Annotated in this window: 16 protein-coding genes; 14 read left to right on the plus strand and 2 right to left on the minus strand. The window is 64.8% G+C overall.

What is annotated here, in order from left to right; genetic code table 11:
• Window positions 1-5 precede the first annotated feature (5 nt).
• From J2R80_RS16140 to J2R80_RS16155, 4 genes are all read left to right on the plus strand, one after another.
• Complete coding sequence (locus J2R80_RS16140) at window positions 6-188, plus strand: hypothetical protein (protein ID WP_028343296.1); 183 nt, start codon at window positions 6-8, stop codon at window positions 186-188.
• A 125-nt stretch (window positions 189-313) separates the two neighbouring features.
• A complete protein-coding gene (locus J2R80_RS16145) occupies window positions 314-1,216 on the plus strand; it encodes a DnaJ C-terminal domain-containing protein (protein WP_253638868.1) in 903 nt (300 codons plus the stop codon).
• A complete protein-coding gene (locus tag J2R80_RS16150) occupies window positions 1,213-1,488 on the plus strand; it encodes a chaperone modulator CbpM (protein ID WP_057019224.1) in 276 nt (91 codons plus the stop codon). Before J2R80_RS16145 ends, J2R80_RS16150 begins: the two co-directional genes overlap by 4 nt.
• 64 nt (window positions 1,489-1,552) lie before the next feature.
• Window positions 1,553-1,777: a hypothetical protein gene (locus tag J2R80_RS16155; protein ID WP_016843345.1), complete on the plus strand. Its 225-nt coding sequence runs from the start codon at window positions 1,553-1,555 to the stop codon at window positions 1,775-1,777.
• A 260-nt stretch (window positions 1,778-2,037) separates the two neighbouring features.
• On the opposite strand, the gene J2R80_RS16160 is transcribed toward J2R80_RS16155, so the two are convergent.
• Entirely contained in the window at window positions 2,038-2,271 is a 234-nt protein-coding gene (locus J2R80_RS16160; RefSeq protein WP_028343292.1) for a hypothetical protein, read from the minus strand.
• A 61-nt stretch (window positions 2,272-2,332) separates the two neighbouring features.
• Window positions 2,333-4,054: a YbaL family putative K(+) efflux transporter gene (gene ybaL / locus J2R80_RS16165; RefSeq protein WP_057019226.1), complete on the minus strand. Its 1,722-nt coding sequence runs from the start codon at window positions 4,052-4,054 to the stop codon at window positions 2,333-2,335.
• A gap of 114 nt (window positions 4,055-4,168) precedes the next feature.
• Between ybaL and J2R80_RS16170 the strand changes: the two genes are divergently transcribed.
• The 10 genes from J2R80_RS16170 (at window position 4,169) to J2R80_RS16215 (ending at window position 15,901) form a co-directional block, all read left to right on the plus strand.
• Complete coding sequence (locus tag J2R80_RS16170) at window positions 4,169-4,834, plus strand: HAD family hydrolase (protein ID WP_168855791.1); 666 nt, start codon at window positions 4,169-4,171, stop codon at window positions 4,832-4,834.
• Between the two features lie 9 nt (window positions 4,835-4,843).
• The gene (locus J2R80_RS16175; protein WP_253638869.1) at window positions 4,844-5,797 is read left to right on the plus strand and encodes a sugar-binding transcriptional regulator; all 954 of its coding nucleotides are present in this window, start codon (window positions 4,844-4,846) and stop codon (window positions 5,795-5,797) included.
• A gap of 377 nt (window positions 5,798-6,174) precedes the next feature.
• Window positions 6,175-7,488 (plus strand): sugar ABC transporter substrate-binding protein, encoded by a 1,314-nt coding sequence (locus tag J2R80_RS16180; RefSeq protein ID WP_253638870.1) that lies wholly within the window; start codon window positions 6,175-6,177, stop codon window positions 7,486-7,488.
• Between the two features lie 136 nt (window positions 7,489-7,624).
• Window positions 7,625-8,497 carry a carbohydrate ABC transporter permease gene (locus tag J2R80_RS16185; RefSeq protein ID WP_024583852.1) on the plus strand — a complete coding sequence of 291 codons (873 nt, stop codon included), beginning with the start codon at window positions 7,625-7,627 and terminating at the stop codon, window positions 8,495-8,497.
• 4 nt (window positions 8,498-8,501) lie between these two features.
• Window positions 8,502-9,332 (plus strand): carbohydrate ABC transporter permease, encoded by an 831-nt coding sequence (locus J2R80_RS16190; RefSeq protein WP_028334898.1) that lies wholly within the window; start codon window positions 8,502-8,504, stop codon window positions 9,330-9,332.
• Window positions 9,333-9,348: 16 nt separating this feature from the next.
• Entirely contained in the window at window positions 9,349-10,356 is a 1,008-nt protein-coding gene (locus tag J2R80_RS16195; protein WP_253638871.1) for an ABC transporter ATP-binding protein, read from the plus strand.
• Between the two features lie 11 nt (window positions 10,357-10,367).
• Entirely contained in the window at window positions 10,368-11,141 is a 774-nt protein-coding gene (locus J2R80_RS16200; protein ID WP_168855788.1) for an SDR family NAD(P)-dependent oxidoreductase, read from the plus strand.
• A 42-nt stretch (window positions 11,142-11,183) separates the two neighbouring features.
• Window positions 11,184-12,836 carry an FGGY-family carbohydrate kinase gene (locus tag J2R80_RS16205; RefSeq protein WP_253638872.1) on the plus strand — a complete coding sequence of 551 codons (1,653 nt, stop codon included), beginning with the start codon at window positions 11,184-11,186 and terminating at the stop codon, window positions 12,834-12,836.
• A 10-nt stretch (window positions 12,837-12,846) separates the two neighbouring features.
• The gene (locus tag J2R80_RS16210) at window positions 12,847-13,785 is read left to right on the plus strand and encodes a carbohydrate kinase (protein ID WP_076830636.1); all 939 of its coding nucleotides are present in this window, start codon (window positions 12,847-12,849) and stop codon (window positions 13,783-13,785) included.
• Between the two features lie 406 nt (window positions 13,786-14,191).
• Window positions 14,192-15,901 (plus strand): PQQ-binding-like beta-propeller repeat protein, encoded by a 1,710-nt coding sequence (locus tag J2R80_RS16215; protein ID WP_168855785.1) that lies wholly within the window; start codon window positions 14,192-14,194, stop codon window positions 15,899-15,901.
• The last annotated feature ends 81 nt before the right edge of the window (window positions 15,902-15,982 follow it).

A 15,982-nucleotide genomic window follows, 5' to 3' on the forward strand; every position in this document is an offset into this window, starting at 1 on the left:
TGGTCATGGCACAGAGTCATGGCGGCGATGGACAGCTCGACGATGGCAAGCCGCGTTTGAGCGAGGACGATATGCAGCGCGCCCTGCTCGGTCCGCGGGGCGTGCCAGGCAAGGCGGATACCGCCAAGATGACGCCGCAGCAGCAAAAGAACATGCCGAACTATCTGGACCCCGGACATACATCTTAACTTGTCATGTGACGTGAGCGCATGCTGCGTCGGCCGCTTCCGGGCGGCGCGCCTGCGCACTTGCAAATCGCCTGCTTTTGCGCCCTCATGATTGCAGGTGCACTCACGGTGTTGCGGAGCAGGTTGTGAGAAATCCGTACGAGGTTCTTGGCGTTGCCCCGACGGCGTCTGCGGCCGATATCCAGAAGGCCTATCGAAAGCTGGCGAAGAAGCTGCACCCGGACCTCAATCCGGGTGACAAGGCGGCCGAAGACAAATTCAAGGAAGTCGCTGCTGCGAACGATCTGCTCTCGGATGCCGAGAAGCGCAAGCGCTTCGATGCCGGCGAGATCGATGCTGATGGCGTCGAGCGGCCGCAGCATCGCTACTACAGGGATTTCGCCACCGCGGATGCGGGGCATCCCTATGCCGACAGTTCCGGCTATGCCGACTACATGGACCAGGACGACGCCTTCGCCGAATTGCTCCGGCGCAGCGAGCAGGCGCGCGCCAACCGGCGCGGCCGCGATTTGCATTACGCTCTCGCGATCGACTTCGCGGAATCGATCACCGGTGCGAGCAAGCGGCTGACGCTTCCCGACGGCGGTACGCTCGATGTGACGATCCCACCGGGGCTCGTCGATGGCCAGATCATTCGTCTGCGCGGCAAGGGCATGCCCGGCAGCGGCAAGGGCGGTCCCGGCGATGCGCTGATCGAGGTGGAAGTTCGCCCCGACCCGCGCTTCACCCGCGAGGGTGACGACATTACGCTGCAACTGCCGATCTCGCTGTCCGAGGCGGTGCTCGGCGGAAAAGTCCGCGTTCCGACGCCGACCGGTGCCGTGACCATGACGGTTCCGAAGGGATCGAACACCGGCACGACCATGCGGTTGCGCGGCAAGGGTGCGCCCCGCGTCGGCGGAGGCCATGGCGACGAGCTCGTCAAGCTCAAGGTGGTCCTGCCCAAGGGACCCGATCCCGAGCTCGAGGCGTTTGTGTCGAACTGGGATCGAAAGGCATTCGATCCGCGCGAGGATGGTGCATCATGAACAAGCAGCAGTTCCTCATCGATGCGGGTCTGGAGGTGCAGACCCTGGAGTTCTGGATCGAGCAGCAATGGCTCGTGCCGGACGAGACCGCCAGCGAGATCAGCTTCTCCGACACCGACGTGGCGCGCGCGCATCTGATCCGCGACCTGAAGGGCGACTTCGGCGTCAACGACGAGGGCATCGACGTCATCCTTCATCTGGTCGATCAGCTGCACGGCCTGCGCCGCGCGTTCGAACAATTGCACAAGGACATGGCGTCACCACCGCGCTAGGCGTCTCACTTGCGATGAACCTCAGCCTTGGGACTCAGCCTTGGGATCAGCCTGGGAGGCGATCATGACGGACAAGCCGACGCCGCTGGCGCATGGCGAGATCGACGTTCTTATCCTGCAGGCGCTGGTGCGCAAGCTGATCGCGAAAGGCGTGCTGACGCCGGACGACGTCCGGTCGATGCTGTTCGAGGCCGCCAAGAATCTTGACCTGGTCGGCAGCGAACTGACGACGGAAGCCGCCAACATCATCGTGCAGGAGGATCTCGCGCCGGCATTCCTTGGCGGCTAGTGTCCCGAATCCGAAGTTCGCATCATTTGCCGCACCTTCGGGGCGAACTTCGGATTCGATAAGGACACTAGCGAACTTATGATTCTCGTGTGCTTTATGAATGCGAAGTTCGTGAAAGTGGCTGCCGCGAAGTTGCACGAACTTCGCATTCAGCACACTAGCGCATGATCCGGAAAAGTGGAAGCCGGTTTTCCCTCGCGACAGACGCAAAGCGTTTGCGCGGTGATCACGCTCAAACAAAGAGCTCAAATAATGAGGCTTCAGGTCTGGCCGCCGCGGGTGGAGACCAGTCGGATCCGGGTGACTTGGCCGGCATTGCCGGCGAGATAGGCTTGTGCGTCACGCACCAGCCGCTCCACGGCGGCCGCGTCATAGCTCGGATGACGGGTGTTCAGATGCAAGTCGGTCTCGATCTGCATGACGTTTGTCGTGTCCGCGGCGCCGATCTCGACCGAGAACGACACCAGCGATACGTGCGGGCTCTTGAAGGCCATCGCTCGATCTCCCTCATCGCGTGACGCGCGGCGCGCATCTGTACGGTGGGTGCAGTCTATCTCAAGCTGCCGAATCCTGCTCGGCCGTTCGCATAGCAGCCGGACGCGCCCTGTCGAGCTCCTCGATCATGCCGCGGGCGATCTCGCGCTCGCCCATGATCACGATGTCGGCGCCAAGTGCTTTGAGATGATCGACCTCGGCGTCGGAATGTGCACGGGCGATGATCTGGATATCGGCATTCGCGGCGCGCGCCTGTTCGACGATCTGGCCGGCCTCGAAGGCTTCGGGAATGGCGATGACCAGCGATCGCGCGCCGGCCGGATTGGTCGCGCGCAGCACGCTGGCGCGCGCGGCGTTGCCCATCAGCGCTTCGATGCCGCGCTCCTTGAGCTTGGCGACCATGTCGTCGGATGCCTCGACCGCGAGAAACGGCGCGCTGCGTTGATGCAGCGCATCGCCGACGATGCTGCCGACCCGGCCGTAGCCGACCAGGATGGTGTGATCCTGCAATTCAGTGACCGGGATTGGTTCAGAAGCTGCGGCAGTTGGCGAGGAGGTCTGCGGCTTCTCGAGCCGCGACGTCAGCCAGTCGACGACCGCGAACACCAGCGGGTTGAGCATGATCGAGAAGATCGCGCCCGCCAGGATCAGGTCGCGGCCGGCCTTCGGCAGCAGATTGAGCGCAACGCCGAGTTCGGCCAGGATGAAGGAGAATTCGCCGATCTGGGCGAGGCTCGCCGAGATCATCAGGGCGGTTGCCATCGGATGACGGAACAGCACGACGATCAGAAGGGCTGCGATCGACTTGCCGACCACGATGACGAACAGCGTCGCGACGAATGGCCAGGGCTCGCGGACCACGCTCATCGGGTCGAACAGCATGCCGACGGAGACGAAGAACAGCACCGCGAACGCATCGCGCAGCGGCAAGGTCTCCTGGGCCGCGCGCTGGCTGAGCGGCGATTCCCGCAGCATCATTCCGGCGAAGAAGGCGCCGAGCGCCAGCGAGACGCCGAACAGCTTGGTCGCGCCGAACGCGATGCAGAGCGCGATCGCGAGCACGGTCAGCCGGAACAGCTCGCGCGAGCCGGTATGCGCGATGTAGTGCAGGACCCACGGGATCAGCCGGCGTCCGACCACCAGCATCAGCGCGATGAACACGGCGATCTTGATCAGCGTCAGCACCAGCACGCCGGTGAGCCCGAGACCGAAACGGGCGGCGAGCGGGTCGGAGGTGAGCGCCGCGCCATCGCCGCCCTGCAAGCTCGCCACCGCCGGGAACAGCACCAGCGCCAGCACCATGGCGAGGTCTTCGACGATCAGCCAGCCGACCGCGATCTTGCCGCGTTCGGTGTCCATCAGGCGGCGCTCCTGCAGCGCGCGCAACAGCACGACGGTACTTGCGACCGACAGCGCGAGGCCGAACACCAGACCCGCGCCGACGGTCCAGCCCATCAATAGCGCGAGGCCGAGGCCCATCAATGTGGCGACCGCAATCTGCGCTATCGCGCCGGGCACCGCGATCGCGCGCACCGACAACAGATCGTTCAGCGAGAAATGCAGGCCGACGCCGAACATCAGGAGAATGATACCGAGCTCCGCCAGCTCGGTTGCCAGCGCCTGATCGGCAACGAAGCCGGGCGTGAAGGGACCGACGGCCACGCCCGCGAGCAGATAACCGACCAGTGGCGGAACCCGAAAGCGCTGGGCGATGGTTCCGAAGACAAAAGCGAGGCCGAGGCCCGCGACGACGGTCGCGATCAGAGGTGTGTCATGCGGCATTTCGCCTTGTCGCACAGCATCCGTGGCGGTGCACCGCGACCATTTGAGGCGCGGCATTCCGCGCGGAAACTGTGATCTATTGCTCATGCCGTGAGCATATGATCTCATGTCGGGATGGATCCGCGGCTTCCCGAGACTGATCTCGTCATCTTCGACTGCGACGGCGTGCTCGTCGACAGCGAGGAATTGAGCTGCCGCTGTCTTGCCGAGGCGATGGTTCGGGCCGGCATCGGGATGAGCACCGAGCGGGCGCTCGAGCTCTTCCTCGGCCGCAGCACCGCGGCCCTGGTCGACTACTGCCGGGGCGTGGGAAAGCCGTTGCCCGAGACGTTTCTGCCTGACCTCGCGCTGCAGGTCCGTGAGACCTTCCGCTCCCGGCTGAAGCCGATCGCCGGCATCGCGGCGGTGCTCGAGGAATTGCGGCTGCCATATTGTGTCGCCTCATCGAGCGATCTCGAGCGGGTGAAGTTTTCGCTGGAGCTGACCGGCCTCGCTGCCAGCTTCGGGCCGCGGCTCTACACCGCGCAGATGGTCAAGCGCGGCAAGCCGGCCCCGGATCTGTTCTTGCATGCGGCAAGCGCAATGGGCGCCGCGTCGCGCCGCACGCTCGTGATCGAGGACAGCGTCAGCGGTGTGATGGCCGCGAAGGCGGCGGGCATGAAAGTGTGGGGATTTGTCGGCGGCGCCCACTATCGGTTGGCGGATGGCAGTGCTCTGCTGCGGCAAGCGGGGGCGGATCGAATCTTCGCCGCGATGACGGATTTCTGGATGGAAGGCTGACGCAAGACGATGGCTGCGCCCGACAACGAAAAGTCTCGCCTCGACGATGCGGCGCGCGCCGGCTGGCTGTATTTCATCGCGGGCCACACCCAGGATGAGATTGCGAAAATGCTGCAGGTGTCGCGCGCCTCCGCGCAGCGTCTGGTGTCGCTGTGCCTGGCGGAGCGGCTGATCACGTTTCGCCTCGAACACCCCATCGCGGCCTGCATGGAGCTGGCCTCCCGGCTGAAGGCGCGGTTCGATCTGGTGCATTGCGACGTCGTGCCGACCGATCCGGCGGCGCCGCTGTCCAATGCAGGGATCGCCGAGCGCAGCGCCAATCTGCTGGAGACGACGCTGCGCTCGGAGACGCCTGTGATCGTGGCGCTCGGCACCGGCCGCGCGGTGCGCGCCGCGGTCGAGCGGGTCTCGCCGATCGAGCGGCCCGATCACCAGATCGTCTCGCTGGTCGGCAACATCTCCGCCGACGGCTCGGCGAGCTTCTACGACACGGTGGGACGGCTCGCCGACCGCACCGGCGCGCGCCATTACCCGATGCCGCTGCCGTTCCTGATGTCGAGCGAGGACGAGCGCAACCGCATGGTGCGCATCGACCCGATCGCGCGGGTGAGGGCGGTCGCCGCCAAGGCCGATCTGCGGCTGATCGGCATCGGCCAGATGGACCAGAAGGCCCAGGTCCATGTCGACGGCTTCGTCACCCGCGAGGAGCTGCTGGAGATGATGCGGCTCGGCGCGGTCGGCGAGGTGACCGGCTGGGCCTATGACGCCAGGGGCCGCCTGATCAAGGGCGGCACCAACAAGCGGCTGACCAGCATTCCGCCGCAGATCCCCGCGGAAGCGACCACGATCGCCGCGGCGGTCGGCGCCGCCAAGGTGCCCTCGATCAAGGCCGCATTGGCGGGCCGGGTGGTCAACGGCCTCATCACCGATGAGGCCACCGCGCGCGCGGTGCTGGATCGTTAGGCGCCACGAGTCGTACTTCACCTCGCCCCGCTTGCGGTCGCTTGCGGGGAGAGGTCGGATCGCATCGGAGATGCGATCCGGGTGAGGGGGAGTCTCCGCGCATTCGTCCGCTTCGTATGCGCGGAAAGAGCCCCTCACCCCAACCCTCTCCCCGTAAGAACGGGGCGAGGGAGCGCAGTCCCGCTGTGGCCGCAAATCAAGTTGCCTTCTGGGTCTCAGCGCCCTTCTTCATCTCCGCAGACACCTCCATTCCAGCGTGCAGTGGAACCCGCAAACGCGCGGGACGGCGCTCCCGCGCGCTTGACAAAGTTTGGCGGCAGTATGAACATACGCTCAACACGTGGGCATATGCTCAACGTGACATAAGGGAGGTCACCTTGAAAAACGTCCTTTGCGCCGTTGCGGGCGCGGCTGCTGTTTTGATCTCTGTCCCCTCGATCGCCCAGACCACGCTGACGGTGGCGACCGTCAACAATGGCGACATGATCCGCATGCAGGGGCTCACCAGCGAATTCACCGCGAAGAATCCCGACATCACCGTCAAATGGGTGACGCTCGAGGAGAACGTGCTGCGCCAGCGCGTGACCACCGACATCGCCACCAAGGGCGGCCAGTTCGACGTGCTCACCATCGGCACCTATGAGGTGCCGATCTGGGCCAAGAAGAACTGGCTGGTGCCGCTCGACAAGCTCGGCGCCGATTACGACGTCGGCGACCTCCTGCCCAAGATCAAGGATGCGGTCTCGGTCGACGGCAAGCTCTATGCCGCGCCGTTCTACGGCGAGAGCTCGATGGTGATGTATCGCACCGACCTGTTCGACAAGGCCGGCCTGAAGATGCCGGAGAGCCCGACCTGGGACTTCGTGGTCGACGCCGCCAAGAAGCTGACCGACAAGTCGGGCGGCGTCTATGGCATCTGCCTGCGCGGCAAGGCCGGCTGGGGCGAGAACATGGCGTTCCTGACCGCGATGGCCAATTCCTACGGTGCGCGCTGGTTCGACGAGAAGTGGGAGCCGCAATTCACCTCGCCGGAATGGAAGAAGACGCTGACGACCTATGTCGACCTGATGAAGCAGGCCGGCCCTCCCGGCGCCTCTTCCAACGGCTTCAACGAGAACCTCGCACTGTTCAACGCCGGCAAATGCGCGATGTGGATCGATGCCACCGTCGCGGCGTCGTTCGTCAGCAATCCGAAGGAATCCACGGTCGCCGACAAGGTCGGCTTTGCGCTGGCGCCGAACACCGGGCTCGGCAAGAACGCCAACTGGCTGTGGGCGTGGAGTCTCGCGGTCCCCGCCGGCTCGAAGAAGGTCGAGGCGGCCGAGAAGTTCATCGCCTGGGCGACCAGCAAGGACTACACCAAGCTCGTCGCCGCGAAGGAAGGCTGGGCCAACGTGCCGCCGGGCACGCGCACCTCGCTGTACAACAACCCCGACTATCTGAAGGTCGCGCCCTTCGCCAAGCTGACCTTGGCCTCGATCGATGCCGCCGATCCAAACAAGCCGACGGTGAAGCCGGTGCCTTACGTCGGCGTGCAGTATGCGGCGATCCCTGAATTCCAGGGTATCGGCACCCAGGTGGGTCAGCAGTTCTCCGCGGCGCTCTCAGGCTCGACCACCGTCGATGCAGCGCTCACCGCTGCGCAGTCCGTGACCGAGCGCGAAATGAAGCGCGCGGGTTATATCAAGTAGAGCACGCCGGAACCAAAGCCAGGGCGCGTCGAACGCCTTGGCCGCCCGACCAGCTTAGACCTCCCGAGCTGGGCCACTTGCGACCATCCTGTCCCGCAGCGGGATGGTCGCTCCTTTCCTTGACAAGGAGGCGGGGATGGCGACCCAGCAGACCCAACTGCTTGCACGCACGCTGCTCACGCCCGCGGTGGCGCTGCTGTTCATCTGGATGATCGTGCCGCTGGCGCTCACGATCTATTTCGCGACCCTGCATTACAATCTGCTCGATCCCGGCTCTGAATCATTCGTTGGGCTGGAGAATTTCCGCTACTTCCTGACCGATCCGGCCTTCCTCGCCTCGTTGCAGAACACGTTGGTGCTGGTCGGCTCGGTGCTCGCGATCACGATCATCCTCGGCGTGCCGCTGGCGCTGCTGCTCGACCAGCAGGTGGTCGGGCTATCGATCGTCCGGCTGATGGTGATCGCGCCGTTCTTCGTGATGCCGACGGTGAGCGCGCTGGTCTGGAAGAACCTGTTGATGCATCCGGTGTCGGGCCTGTTCGCCTGGATCGCGCATCTGTTCGGGCTGCCGGCGATCGACTGGTTCAACGACGCGCCGCTGTTCTCGGTGATCCTGATCATCTCCTGGCAATGGCTGCCGTTCGCGACCCTGATCCTGCTCACCGCGCTGCAATCGCTCGACGAGGAGCAGAAGGAGGCGGCCGAGATGGACGGCGCGAGCGCGATCTCGACCTTCATCTACATCACGCTGCCGCATTTGGCGCGCCCGATCACCGTGGTGATCCTGATCGAAACCATCTTCCTGCTCACGGTGTTCGCGGAGATCTTCGTCACCACCGGCGGCGGCCCCGGCCTGCAGACCACCAACATCGCCTTCCTGATCTATTCGCAGGCGCTGATCCAGTACGATGTCGGCAGCGCCTCGGCGGGGGGCCTGGTCGCGGTGGTCCTCGCCAACATCGTCGCCTTCTTCCTCGTTCGTATCGTCGGCCGGAATCTGGAGGCGTAACGTCATGGCGCGGATGGTCACGACACGGCGCAAGGTGATCTCGACGGCGGCGGCCTGGCTGGTCGGCTTCCTGATCTTCTTCCCGATCCTCTGGATGGTGCTGGCGAGCTTCAAGACCGAGCTCGAGGCGTTCGCGATCCCACCCTCGTTCCTGTTCTTTCACTGGACCACCGAGAACTATGCCACGGTGCAGGAGCGCAGCGACTATTTCCACCACGCGCTCAACTCGATCATCATTGCCGGCGGCTCGACCTTGATCGCGATGCTGATCGCGATCCCGGCGGCGTGGTCGATGGCGTTCTCGCCGACCAAGCGGACCAAGGACGTGCTGCTCTGGATGCTGTCTACCAAGATGATGCCGCCGGTCGGCGTGCTGGTGCCGATCTATCTGATCTACCGCACCTTCGGTCTGCTCGACACCCGCTCTGGCCTGATCTTCATCCTGTGCCTCGGCAATCTGCCGATCGTGATCTGGATGCTGTTCACCTATTTCAAGGAGATCCCGAAGGACATCCTCGAGGCGGCGCGAATGGACGGCGCCACGATCGGGCGCGAGCTGATCTATGTGCTGACGCCGATGGCGGTGCCGGGGCTCGCCTCGACGTTGCTGCTCAATCTGATCCTGGCGTGGAACGAGGCGTTCTGGACCCTCAATCTGTCGACGCTCGAGGCGGCGCCGCTCACCGTCTTCATCGCGTCTTATTCCAGCCCGGAAGGATTGTTCTGGGCGAAATTGTCGGCGGCGTCGACGCTCGCGATCGCGCCCATTCTCGTGCTCGGCTGGTTCAGTCAGCGGCAGCTTGTCCGCGGCCTGACCTTCGGCGCGGTCAAGTAGCAGAAAGGCTTTCGCCATGGGTCAGATTACGCTGCAGGGTGTGCAAAAATCGTTCGGGCCGGTCCACATCATCAAGGGCGCCGACCTCGACATCGCCGACGGCTCCTTCGTCGTCTTCGTCGGCCCGTCCGGCTGCGGCAAGACCACGCTGCTGCGGCTGATCGCGGGGCTCGAGGATGTCACCGGCGGCGCTATCCTGATCGACGGACGCAATGTGGTCGACGTGCCGCCGGCCAAGCGCGGGCTGTCGATGGTGTTCCAGTCCTACGCGCTCTATCCGCATATGAGCGTGCGCGGCAACATCGCGTTCGGCCTGAAGATGGCCGGCATCGCCAAGGGCGAGATCAACCGCAAGGTCGAGGCGGCCGCGGCGACGCTCAACCTGACGCCCTATCTCGACCGCAAGCCGCGCGAGCTCTCAGGCGGCCAGCGCCAGCGTGTCGCGATCGGGCGCGCCATCGTGCGCGAACCGAAGGCGTTCCTGTTCGACGAGCCGCTGTCCAATCTCGACGCCGCGCTGCGGGTGCAGATGCGGCTCGAAGTGACGCGGTTGCAGAAGCAGCTCGGCACCACGGCGATCTACGTCACCCACGACCAGGTCGAGGCCATGACCATGGCCGACAAGATCGTGGTGCTGAACGGCGGCAAGATCGAGCAATACGGTTCGCCGCTCGAGCTCTATGAGAAGCCTGCCAACCTGTTCGTCGCCGGCTTCATCGGCTCGCCGAAGATGAATTTCGTCACCGGTGAGATCGCCAAGCAGCAGGGCGCCGCGACCATCGGGGTACGGCCCGAGCATTTGAGGGTCGAGCGCGACGGGCAGGGCGGCTGGCACGGCACCGTCTCGGTCGCCGAGCATCTCGGCAGCGACACTTTCCTCTATGTCGACGCCGGACCGCTGGGAATGCTGACCACGCGCTATGTCGGCGAGCTCGACCTGCATCCCGGCGACCGGGTGTCGCTGATCCCGGATCCGGCGCGCATCCACCGTTTCGACGACAGCGGAAAATCGATTCACGCGTAAGGAAGAAGAAAATGTATCTCGAGAAATTCAGGCTCGGCGGCAAGACCGCCATCATCACCGGCGCGGGTCAGGGCATCGGGCTCGCCTGCGCCGAGGCGCTCGCCGAAGCCGGCGCCAAGGTCATCATCGGCGATCGCGACGCCAAGCTTGCCAATGACGCGCAGGCGGCGCTGAAGGCCCAGGGCTTTGACGCCGACATCGCGCTGATGGACGTGACGGATTCCGGTCGCGTCGCCGCGGTCGCCGACGAACTGGTCGGCAAGTACGGTAAGGTCGACATTCTCGTCAACAATGCGGGCATCGCCCGCAGCGAGACGCCGGCGGAAACCGTGACCGACGAGCACTGGCTCAACGTCATCGACGTCAACCTGAACGGCACCTTCTGGTGCTGTCGCGCCTTCGGCAATCACATGCTGAAGGCGAAATCCGGCACCATCGTCAATGTCGGCTCGATGTCCGGCTTCATCGTCAACAAGCCGCAGGAACAGTGCTTCTACAACGCCTCCAAGGCCGCGGTGCATCACCTGACGAAATCGCTCGCCGCCGAATGGGGCGCGCGCGGGGTTCGCGTCAACGCCGTGGCGCCGACCTATATCGAGACGCCGCTGAACGCCTTCGTGAAGAACAGCCCCAGAATGTACGACGCCTGGATCGGTGGAACCCCGATGGCGCGGATGGGGCAGGTTGACGAGATCGCCTCCGTGGTGCTGTTCCTGGCGTCCGAGGCGGCGAGCCTGATGACCGGAAGCATCGTTCTGGTCGATGGCGGCTACACTTGCTGGTAGGCTTGCGCCCGGGGATCGTGCTCAACGGAAGATAGAGCGGTCATGCGGCAAGCCTTTATCGGGGTGGACGTCGGCAGCACCAGCGCCCGGGCGGGCGTGTTCGACGAGTCGGGGAAGCTGCTCGGGTCGGCCCGGCATCCGATCCGGGTCTGGCACGAGCCCGGCGATATCGTCGAGCAATCGTCCGATGACATCTGGGCGGCCTGCGTCGCCTCCGTGCGCGGTGCGATGCGGGAGGCTGCGGTTGCCGCCGAGCACGTCAAGGGCATCGGCTTCGACGCGACCTGTTCGCTGGTCGTGCTCGACCGGGAAGCCCGGCCGCTCACCGTCAGCCCGTCCGGCGATCCCGTACGCAATGTCGTGGTCTGGATGGATCACCGCGCGATGGATGAAACCGAATTCGTCAATGCGACTGGCGACAAGGTGCTGCGCTATGTCGGCGGCGCCATCTCGCCGGAGATGGAGATCCCGAAGATCCTCTGGCTGAAGCGGCATCTGCCCGCGACCTTCGAGGCCGCCGGGCATTTCTTCGATCTTGCCGACTATCTGTCGTTCCGCGCGTCCGGCTCGCTGGCGCGCTCGACCTGCACGGTCACCTGCAAATGGACCTATGTCGCCGGCGAGGGCGGCTGGAGCGAATCCTTTTTCAAGCGGGTCGGGCTCGAGGCGCTCGCGGCCGACCGTTTTGGGCGGATCGGCAGCGAGATCGTGCCGCCCGGCTCGCCGTTCGGTCGCGGGCTGTCCGAGGATGCCGCGCGCGATCTCGGCCTGCTGCCGGGAACCGCGGTCGGTGCCTCCCTGATCGATGCCCATGCCGGCGGCGTCGGCGCGATCGGCGGCCGCGATGGCTCCGGCGCCGAGGTCGATGTCTGCCAACGGCTCGCCTACATCATGGGAACGTCGGCCTGCATCATGGCGACGACGGTCGATCCCTGCTTCGTGCCCGGCGTCTGGGGCCCGTATTTCGAAGGCATGGTGCCGGGCTTCTGGCTGAACGAGGGCGGCCAATCGGCGGCGGGCGCCGCGATCGATCACCTGCTCAAGTCGCATCCGGCGCATGCCGAGGTTGCGCTCGCGGCGAAGACCGACGGCGTCGACGTCATCGAATATCTCGAGAGGCGCATCCTGGCGCGCAGCGGCAATGCCGGTGCTGCGGCGTTGCTCGCGCGCAACGTTCACGTTCTGCCGGAGTTCCTCGGCAACCGTTCGCCCTATGCCGATCCCGGCTCGCGCGCGGTGATCGCGGGGCTCGATCTCGATACCGACGTGTCGGCGCTGGAGCGGCTGTTCATCGCCGGTTTGTGCGGGCTGGCCTATGGCCTTGCCGACGTCATCGACGCCTTGCAGGCGCATGGCGTCAACGGCAAGACCATCGTGATCGGCGGCGGCGCGAGTCGCAGCCCCCTGGTGCGCCAGATCATGGCCGACACGACAGGCTACACGGTGGCACTGCCGCAGACCCAAGAACCCGTCTTGCTCGGCGCCGCGATGCTGGGCGCGGTCGCCAGCGGCGCGCACAACTCGATCAATGCGGCGATGGCCGGCATGTCGGCGCTTGGACGGTTGAGCGAGCCGACCAGGCCGGAGCTCGCCGAGTTCCACCGCAAGAAGCGCGGCGTGCACAAGCTGCTGCGAGAGCTTGACCGCGACAGCCGCGAGGCGATGAGGCGGGTGCCCGGCGAAGCGCCGACGTAAGGTTTGCCCCATGCTGCTGAGTTGCGGAGATGCGCTGATCGATTTCCTGCCGTCGAAGACGGCGGACGGACGTGAGGCCTTGACGCCCGCCGTCGGCGGCTCCTGCCTCAACATCGCGATCGGCAGCGCCCGGCTCGATGTTCCCACCGGCTTTGTCGGCGGCATCTCGACCGACACCTTCGGCAGGATGATCGCCGATCATGCCGCGGCGTCCGGCGTCGATCTTCGTCGCGCCACGCGGAGCAATCGCCAGGCCACGCTGGCCTTTGCGCGCGTCACCGGCACCGAGACGCAATACGCCTTCTATGACGCGGACACTGCGTCGCGGAACTGGACCTATCGGCGCGATGCGGTCGCGCTTGACGGCGTCACCTGCGTGCACACCGGCTCGACCACGCTGGTCCATGACAAGGGTGCGGCGGAGACGCTGGCCTTGATCGAGGATGCGCGGCCGAACGTGACGATCTCGCTCGATCCGAACTGCCGACCGAACCTCGTCAAGGACAAGGACGCCTATCGCGCGCGCATGCTGGCGTTCTGCGGCAATGCCGACATCGTAAAGATGTCCGACGTCGACTTCGCCTATCTGTTCGGTGACGAGGCCCATGCTGCGCGGGCCGAGACGCTGCTGTCGGGCGGCGCATCGCTCGTCGTCATTACGCGCGGCAATGATGGCGCTTGCGCCTGGCATCGCAAGGCAGGACCGATCGCGGCCGAAGCGCCGGTGGTCAACGTCGTCGATACGATCGGCGCCGGCGACAGCTTTCAGGCGGCGCTGCTCGCCGCGTTGCATCGGTTGGACCGGATCGCGCAGCCGCAGTTGCGCGACGTCTCCGCAGCCGAGCTGACCCGTGCGTTGTCCTTTGCCTGCAAATGCGCCGCTTTCACCTGCACGCGGCCCGGCGCCGATCCGCCGCGCAGCCGGGAGTTGCCGGCCGACTATTGGTAGGCCATGCAGGGCCTCAGCCGGCGCGGCCTCCCGCGCGATGCCGTCGCTTGACGCTTAGTCTCATTTTGCGTGCTGCGCCTGCGAAGGCAAATCTGCCCGGCGATGCGTGAAAGCGTCCGAAGCACCCGATATCGCTCGGATTTGATGCCAACCCGCGATCGCTGCATTTCGATCGTACGAAGTCATGCTGCTTCGGCTTCGCATTGAGCGCATCGGTTGTCTTTGTGAAAGACCGCGCTAACATGGAATCCATCCATCGATACCTGTCTTCGTCCTTTTTTGATCGTCTATTGCAGCGCAACCAGGCCACGCAACGGGTTGCGGGCTCGCCAGGGCGACCGGGCCTCGAAGGGAAGTAGCAGACACGCATCCCTAATATTGCAACCAAGAAACAACGGGGGAAGATATGTATGTGAGAGGGATTGCGGCATTCGCCGCCGCGCTTGGCGTTGGCCTGTTGTCGGGCGCCGCCATCGCGCAGGAAGTCAAGCAGGAGAAGCAGTCGGTCCTCGGCAACGCCAATGTTTCTCCGGTGACCCAGGAGCAGCTCAACGCCGCCGACAAGAACAGCAGGGATTTCCTGCTCACCAACGGCAACTATGCCCAGACGCGATTCTATCCGGGCAAGCAGATCAGCCGGGACAATGTGAAGGACCTGCACGTCGCATGGATCTTCCAGACCGACGTCAAGGAATCGCTTGAGACATCTCCAATCGTCGTCGATGGCGTGATGTTCGTCACGACGTCGTTCAGCCATGTCTATGCGCTCGACGCCAAGACCGGTCAGCAGCTCTGGCACTACGCCCACAAGATGGGCCCGATCACGGTTTATTGCTGCGGTCCCAACAATCGCGGCGTCCAGGTGCTCGGCGACCGGGTCTATCTGGCGACGCTCGATTCCAAGCTGATGGCGCTGAACGCCAAGACCGGCGAGGTGGTCTGGACCACCAACATCGCCGATCCCGAGCTCGGCTACAGCGAGACGATGGCGCCGACCGTGGTCAAGGACAAGGTGCTGATCGGAACCAATGGCGGCGAATACGGCATCCGCGGCTTCGTGCGCGCCTATGACGCCAAGACCGGCAAGCAGCTCTGGAATTTCCACACCATTCCGGAGAACTCCGTCGGTGTCTGGGCGACCAAGGATGCCACCGGCCGTGACATGCATCGCAATATCCAGGCCGAGAAGGACATGCTCGCCAAGATCGGCGATCCCTATGCCAAGCTCGGTGGCGGCGTGTGGCAGAACCCGTCGGTCGATCTCGCGACCAACCGGATCTACTTCGTCGTCGGCAACCCGTCGCCCGACCTCGACGGGTCGAACCGGCCCGGCGACAACCTCTACACCAATTCGCTGGTCTCGCTCGATCTCGACACCGGCAAGTATGTCTGCCACTTCCAGTACATCGCCCATGACGTCTGGGACCTCGACGCGGTCAGCCCGACGGTGCTGGTCAACGTCAAGGACAAGAGCGGCAAGACGATTCCCGGCGTCATCCATGCCGGCAAGACCGGGCACATCTATGTGCACGATCGCAAGGATTGCAGCCTGATCCGCTTCTCCGAGGCGATGGTGCCGCAGGAGAACATGTGGGTGCTGCCGACCAAGGAAGGCGCGCGCATGCTGCCCGGCGCCAATGGCGGCGTCGAATGGTCGCCGATCGCAACCGATCCGGGACAGGAGCTGGCCTACGCGATCAATCTGCACCAGCCGATGACCTACCACGTCGAAAGCTCGGCCTATCCGAACGGCAAGCTTTGGCTGGGCGGCGCCTTCAAGGTGATCCCGGGCGAGAAGCAGGCAGGCAACATCACCGCGGTGAACTACAACAACGGCAAGATCAAATGGCAGGTCAACACGCCCGAGCCGATGATCGGCGGCATCCTCGCCACCGCCGGCGGCCTGGTCTTCACCGGCGAAGGCAACGGCAAGTTCGCGGCCTACAATTCGTCGAACGGCAAGGAGCTGTGGAGCTTCCGCGCCGGCGCCGGCGTCAACGCGCCGCCGTCGAGCTACATGGTCGGCGGCAAGCAATATATCGTGGTCGGCGCGGGCGGTAACACCCAGCTCGACTACAAGCGTGGCAACAACATCATCGCCTTCACGCTCGACTGAGCCGGGCCTGATGCATCATCACGCGTGCAAACATTGACGGCGAGGCGGGACCGGTTCGGTCCCGCCTCTGTTTTGGTCGGA

This window comes from Bradyrhizobium sp. USDA 4541 (genome assembly GCF_024171085.1).
Classification (GTDB): domain Bacteria; phylum Pseudomonadota; class Alphaproteobacteria; order Rhizobiales; family Xanthobacteraceae; genus Bradyrhizobium; species Bradyrhizobium australafricanum.

Bases quoted from the DNA above. Each gene is read 5' to 3' on its own strand.
- J2R80_RS16210 (WP_076830636.1), top strand. From the start codon at position 12,847: ATGCTGCTGAGTTGCGGAGATGCGCTGATCGATTTCCTGCCGTCGAAG.
- J2R80_RS16190 (WP_028334898.1), top strand. From the start codon at position 8,502: ATGGCGCGGATGGTCACGACACGGCGCAAGGTGATCTCGACGGCGGCG.
- J2R80_RS16160 (WP_028343292.1), bottom strand. From the start codon at position 2,271: ATGGCCTTCAAGAGCCCGCACGTATCGCTGGTGTCGTTCTCGGTCGAG.
- J2R80_RS16150 (WP_057019224.1), top strand. From the start codon at position 1,213: ATGAACAAGCAGCAGTTCCTCATCGATGCGGGTCTGGAGGTGCAGACC.
- J2R80_RS16185 (WP_024583852.1), top strand. From the start codon at position 7,625: ATGGCGACCCAGCAGACCCAACTGCTTGCACGCACGCTGCTCACGCCC.
- J2R80_RS16140 (WP_028343296.1), top strand. From the start codon at position 6: ATGGCACAGAGTCATGGCGGCGATGGACAGCTCGACGATGGCAAGCCG.
- J2R80_RS16205 (WP_253638872.1), top strand. From the start codon at position 11,184: ATGCGGCAAGCCTTTATCGGGGTGGACGTCGGCAGCACCAGCGCCCGG.
- ybaL (WP_057019226.1), bottom strand. From the start codon at position 4,054: ATGCCGCATGACACACCTCTGATCGCGACCGTCGTCGCGGGCCTCGGC.
- J2R80_RS16200 (WP_168855788.1), top strand. From the start codon at position 10,368: ATGTATCTCGAGAAATTCAGGCTCGGCGGCAAGACCGCCATCATCACC.
- J2R80_RS16175 (WP_253638869.1), top strand. From the start codon at position 4,844: ATGGCTGCGCCCGACAACGAAAAGTCTCGCCTCGACGATGCGGCGCGC.
- J2R80_RS16155 (WP_016843345.1), top strand. From the start codon at position 1,553: ATGACGGACAAGCCGACGCCGCTGGCGCATGGCGAGATCGACGTTCTT.
- J2R80_RS16195 (WP_253638871.1), top strand. From the start codon at position 9,349: ATGGGTCAGATTACGCTGCAGGGTGTGCAAAAATCGTTCGGGCCGGTC.
- J2R80_RS16215 (WP_168855785.1), top strand. From the start codon at position 14,192: ATGTATGTGAGAGGGATTGCGGCATTCGCCGCCGCGCTTGGCGTTGGC.
- J2R80_RS16170 (WP_168855791.1), top strand. From the start codon at position 4,169: ATGGATCCGCGGCTTCCCGAGACTGATCTCGTCATCTTCGACTGCGAC.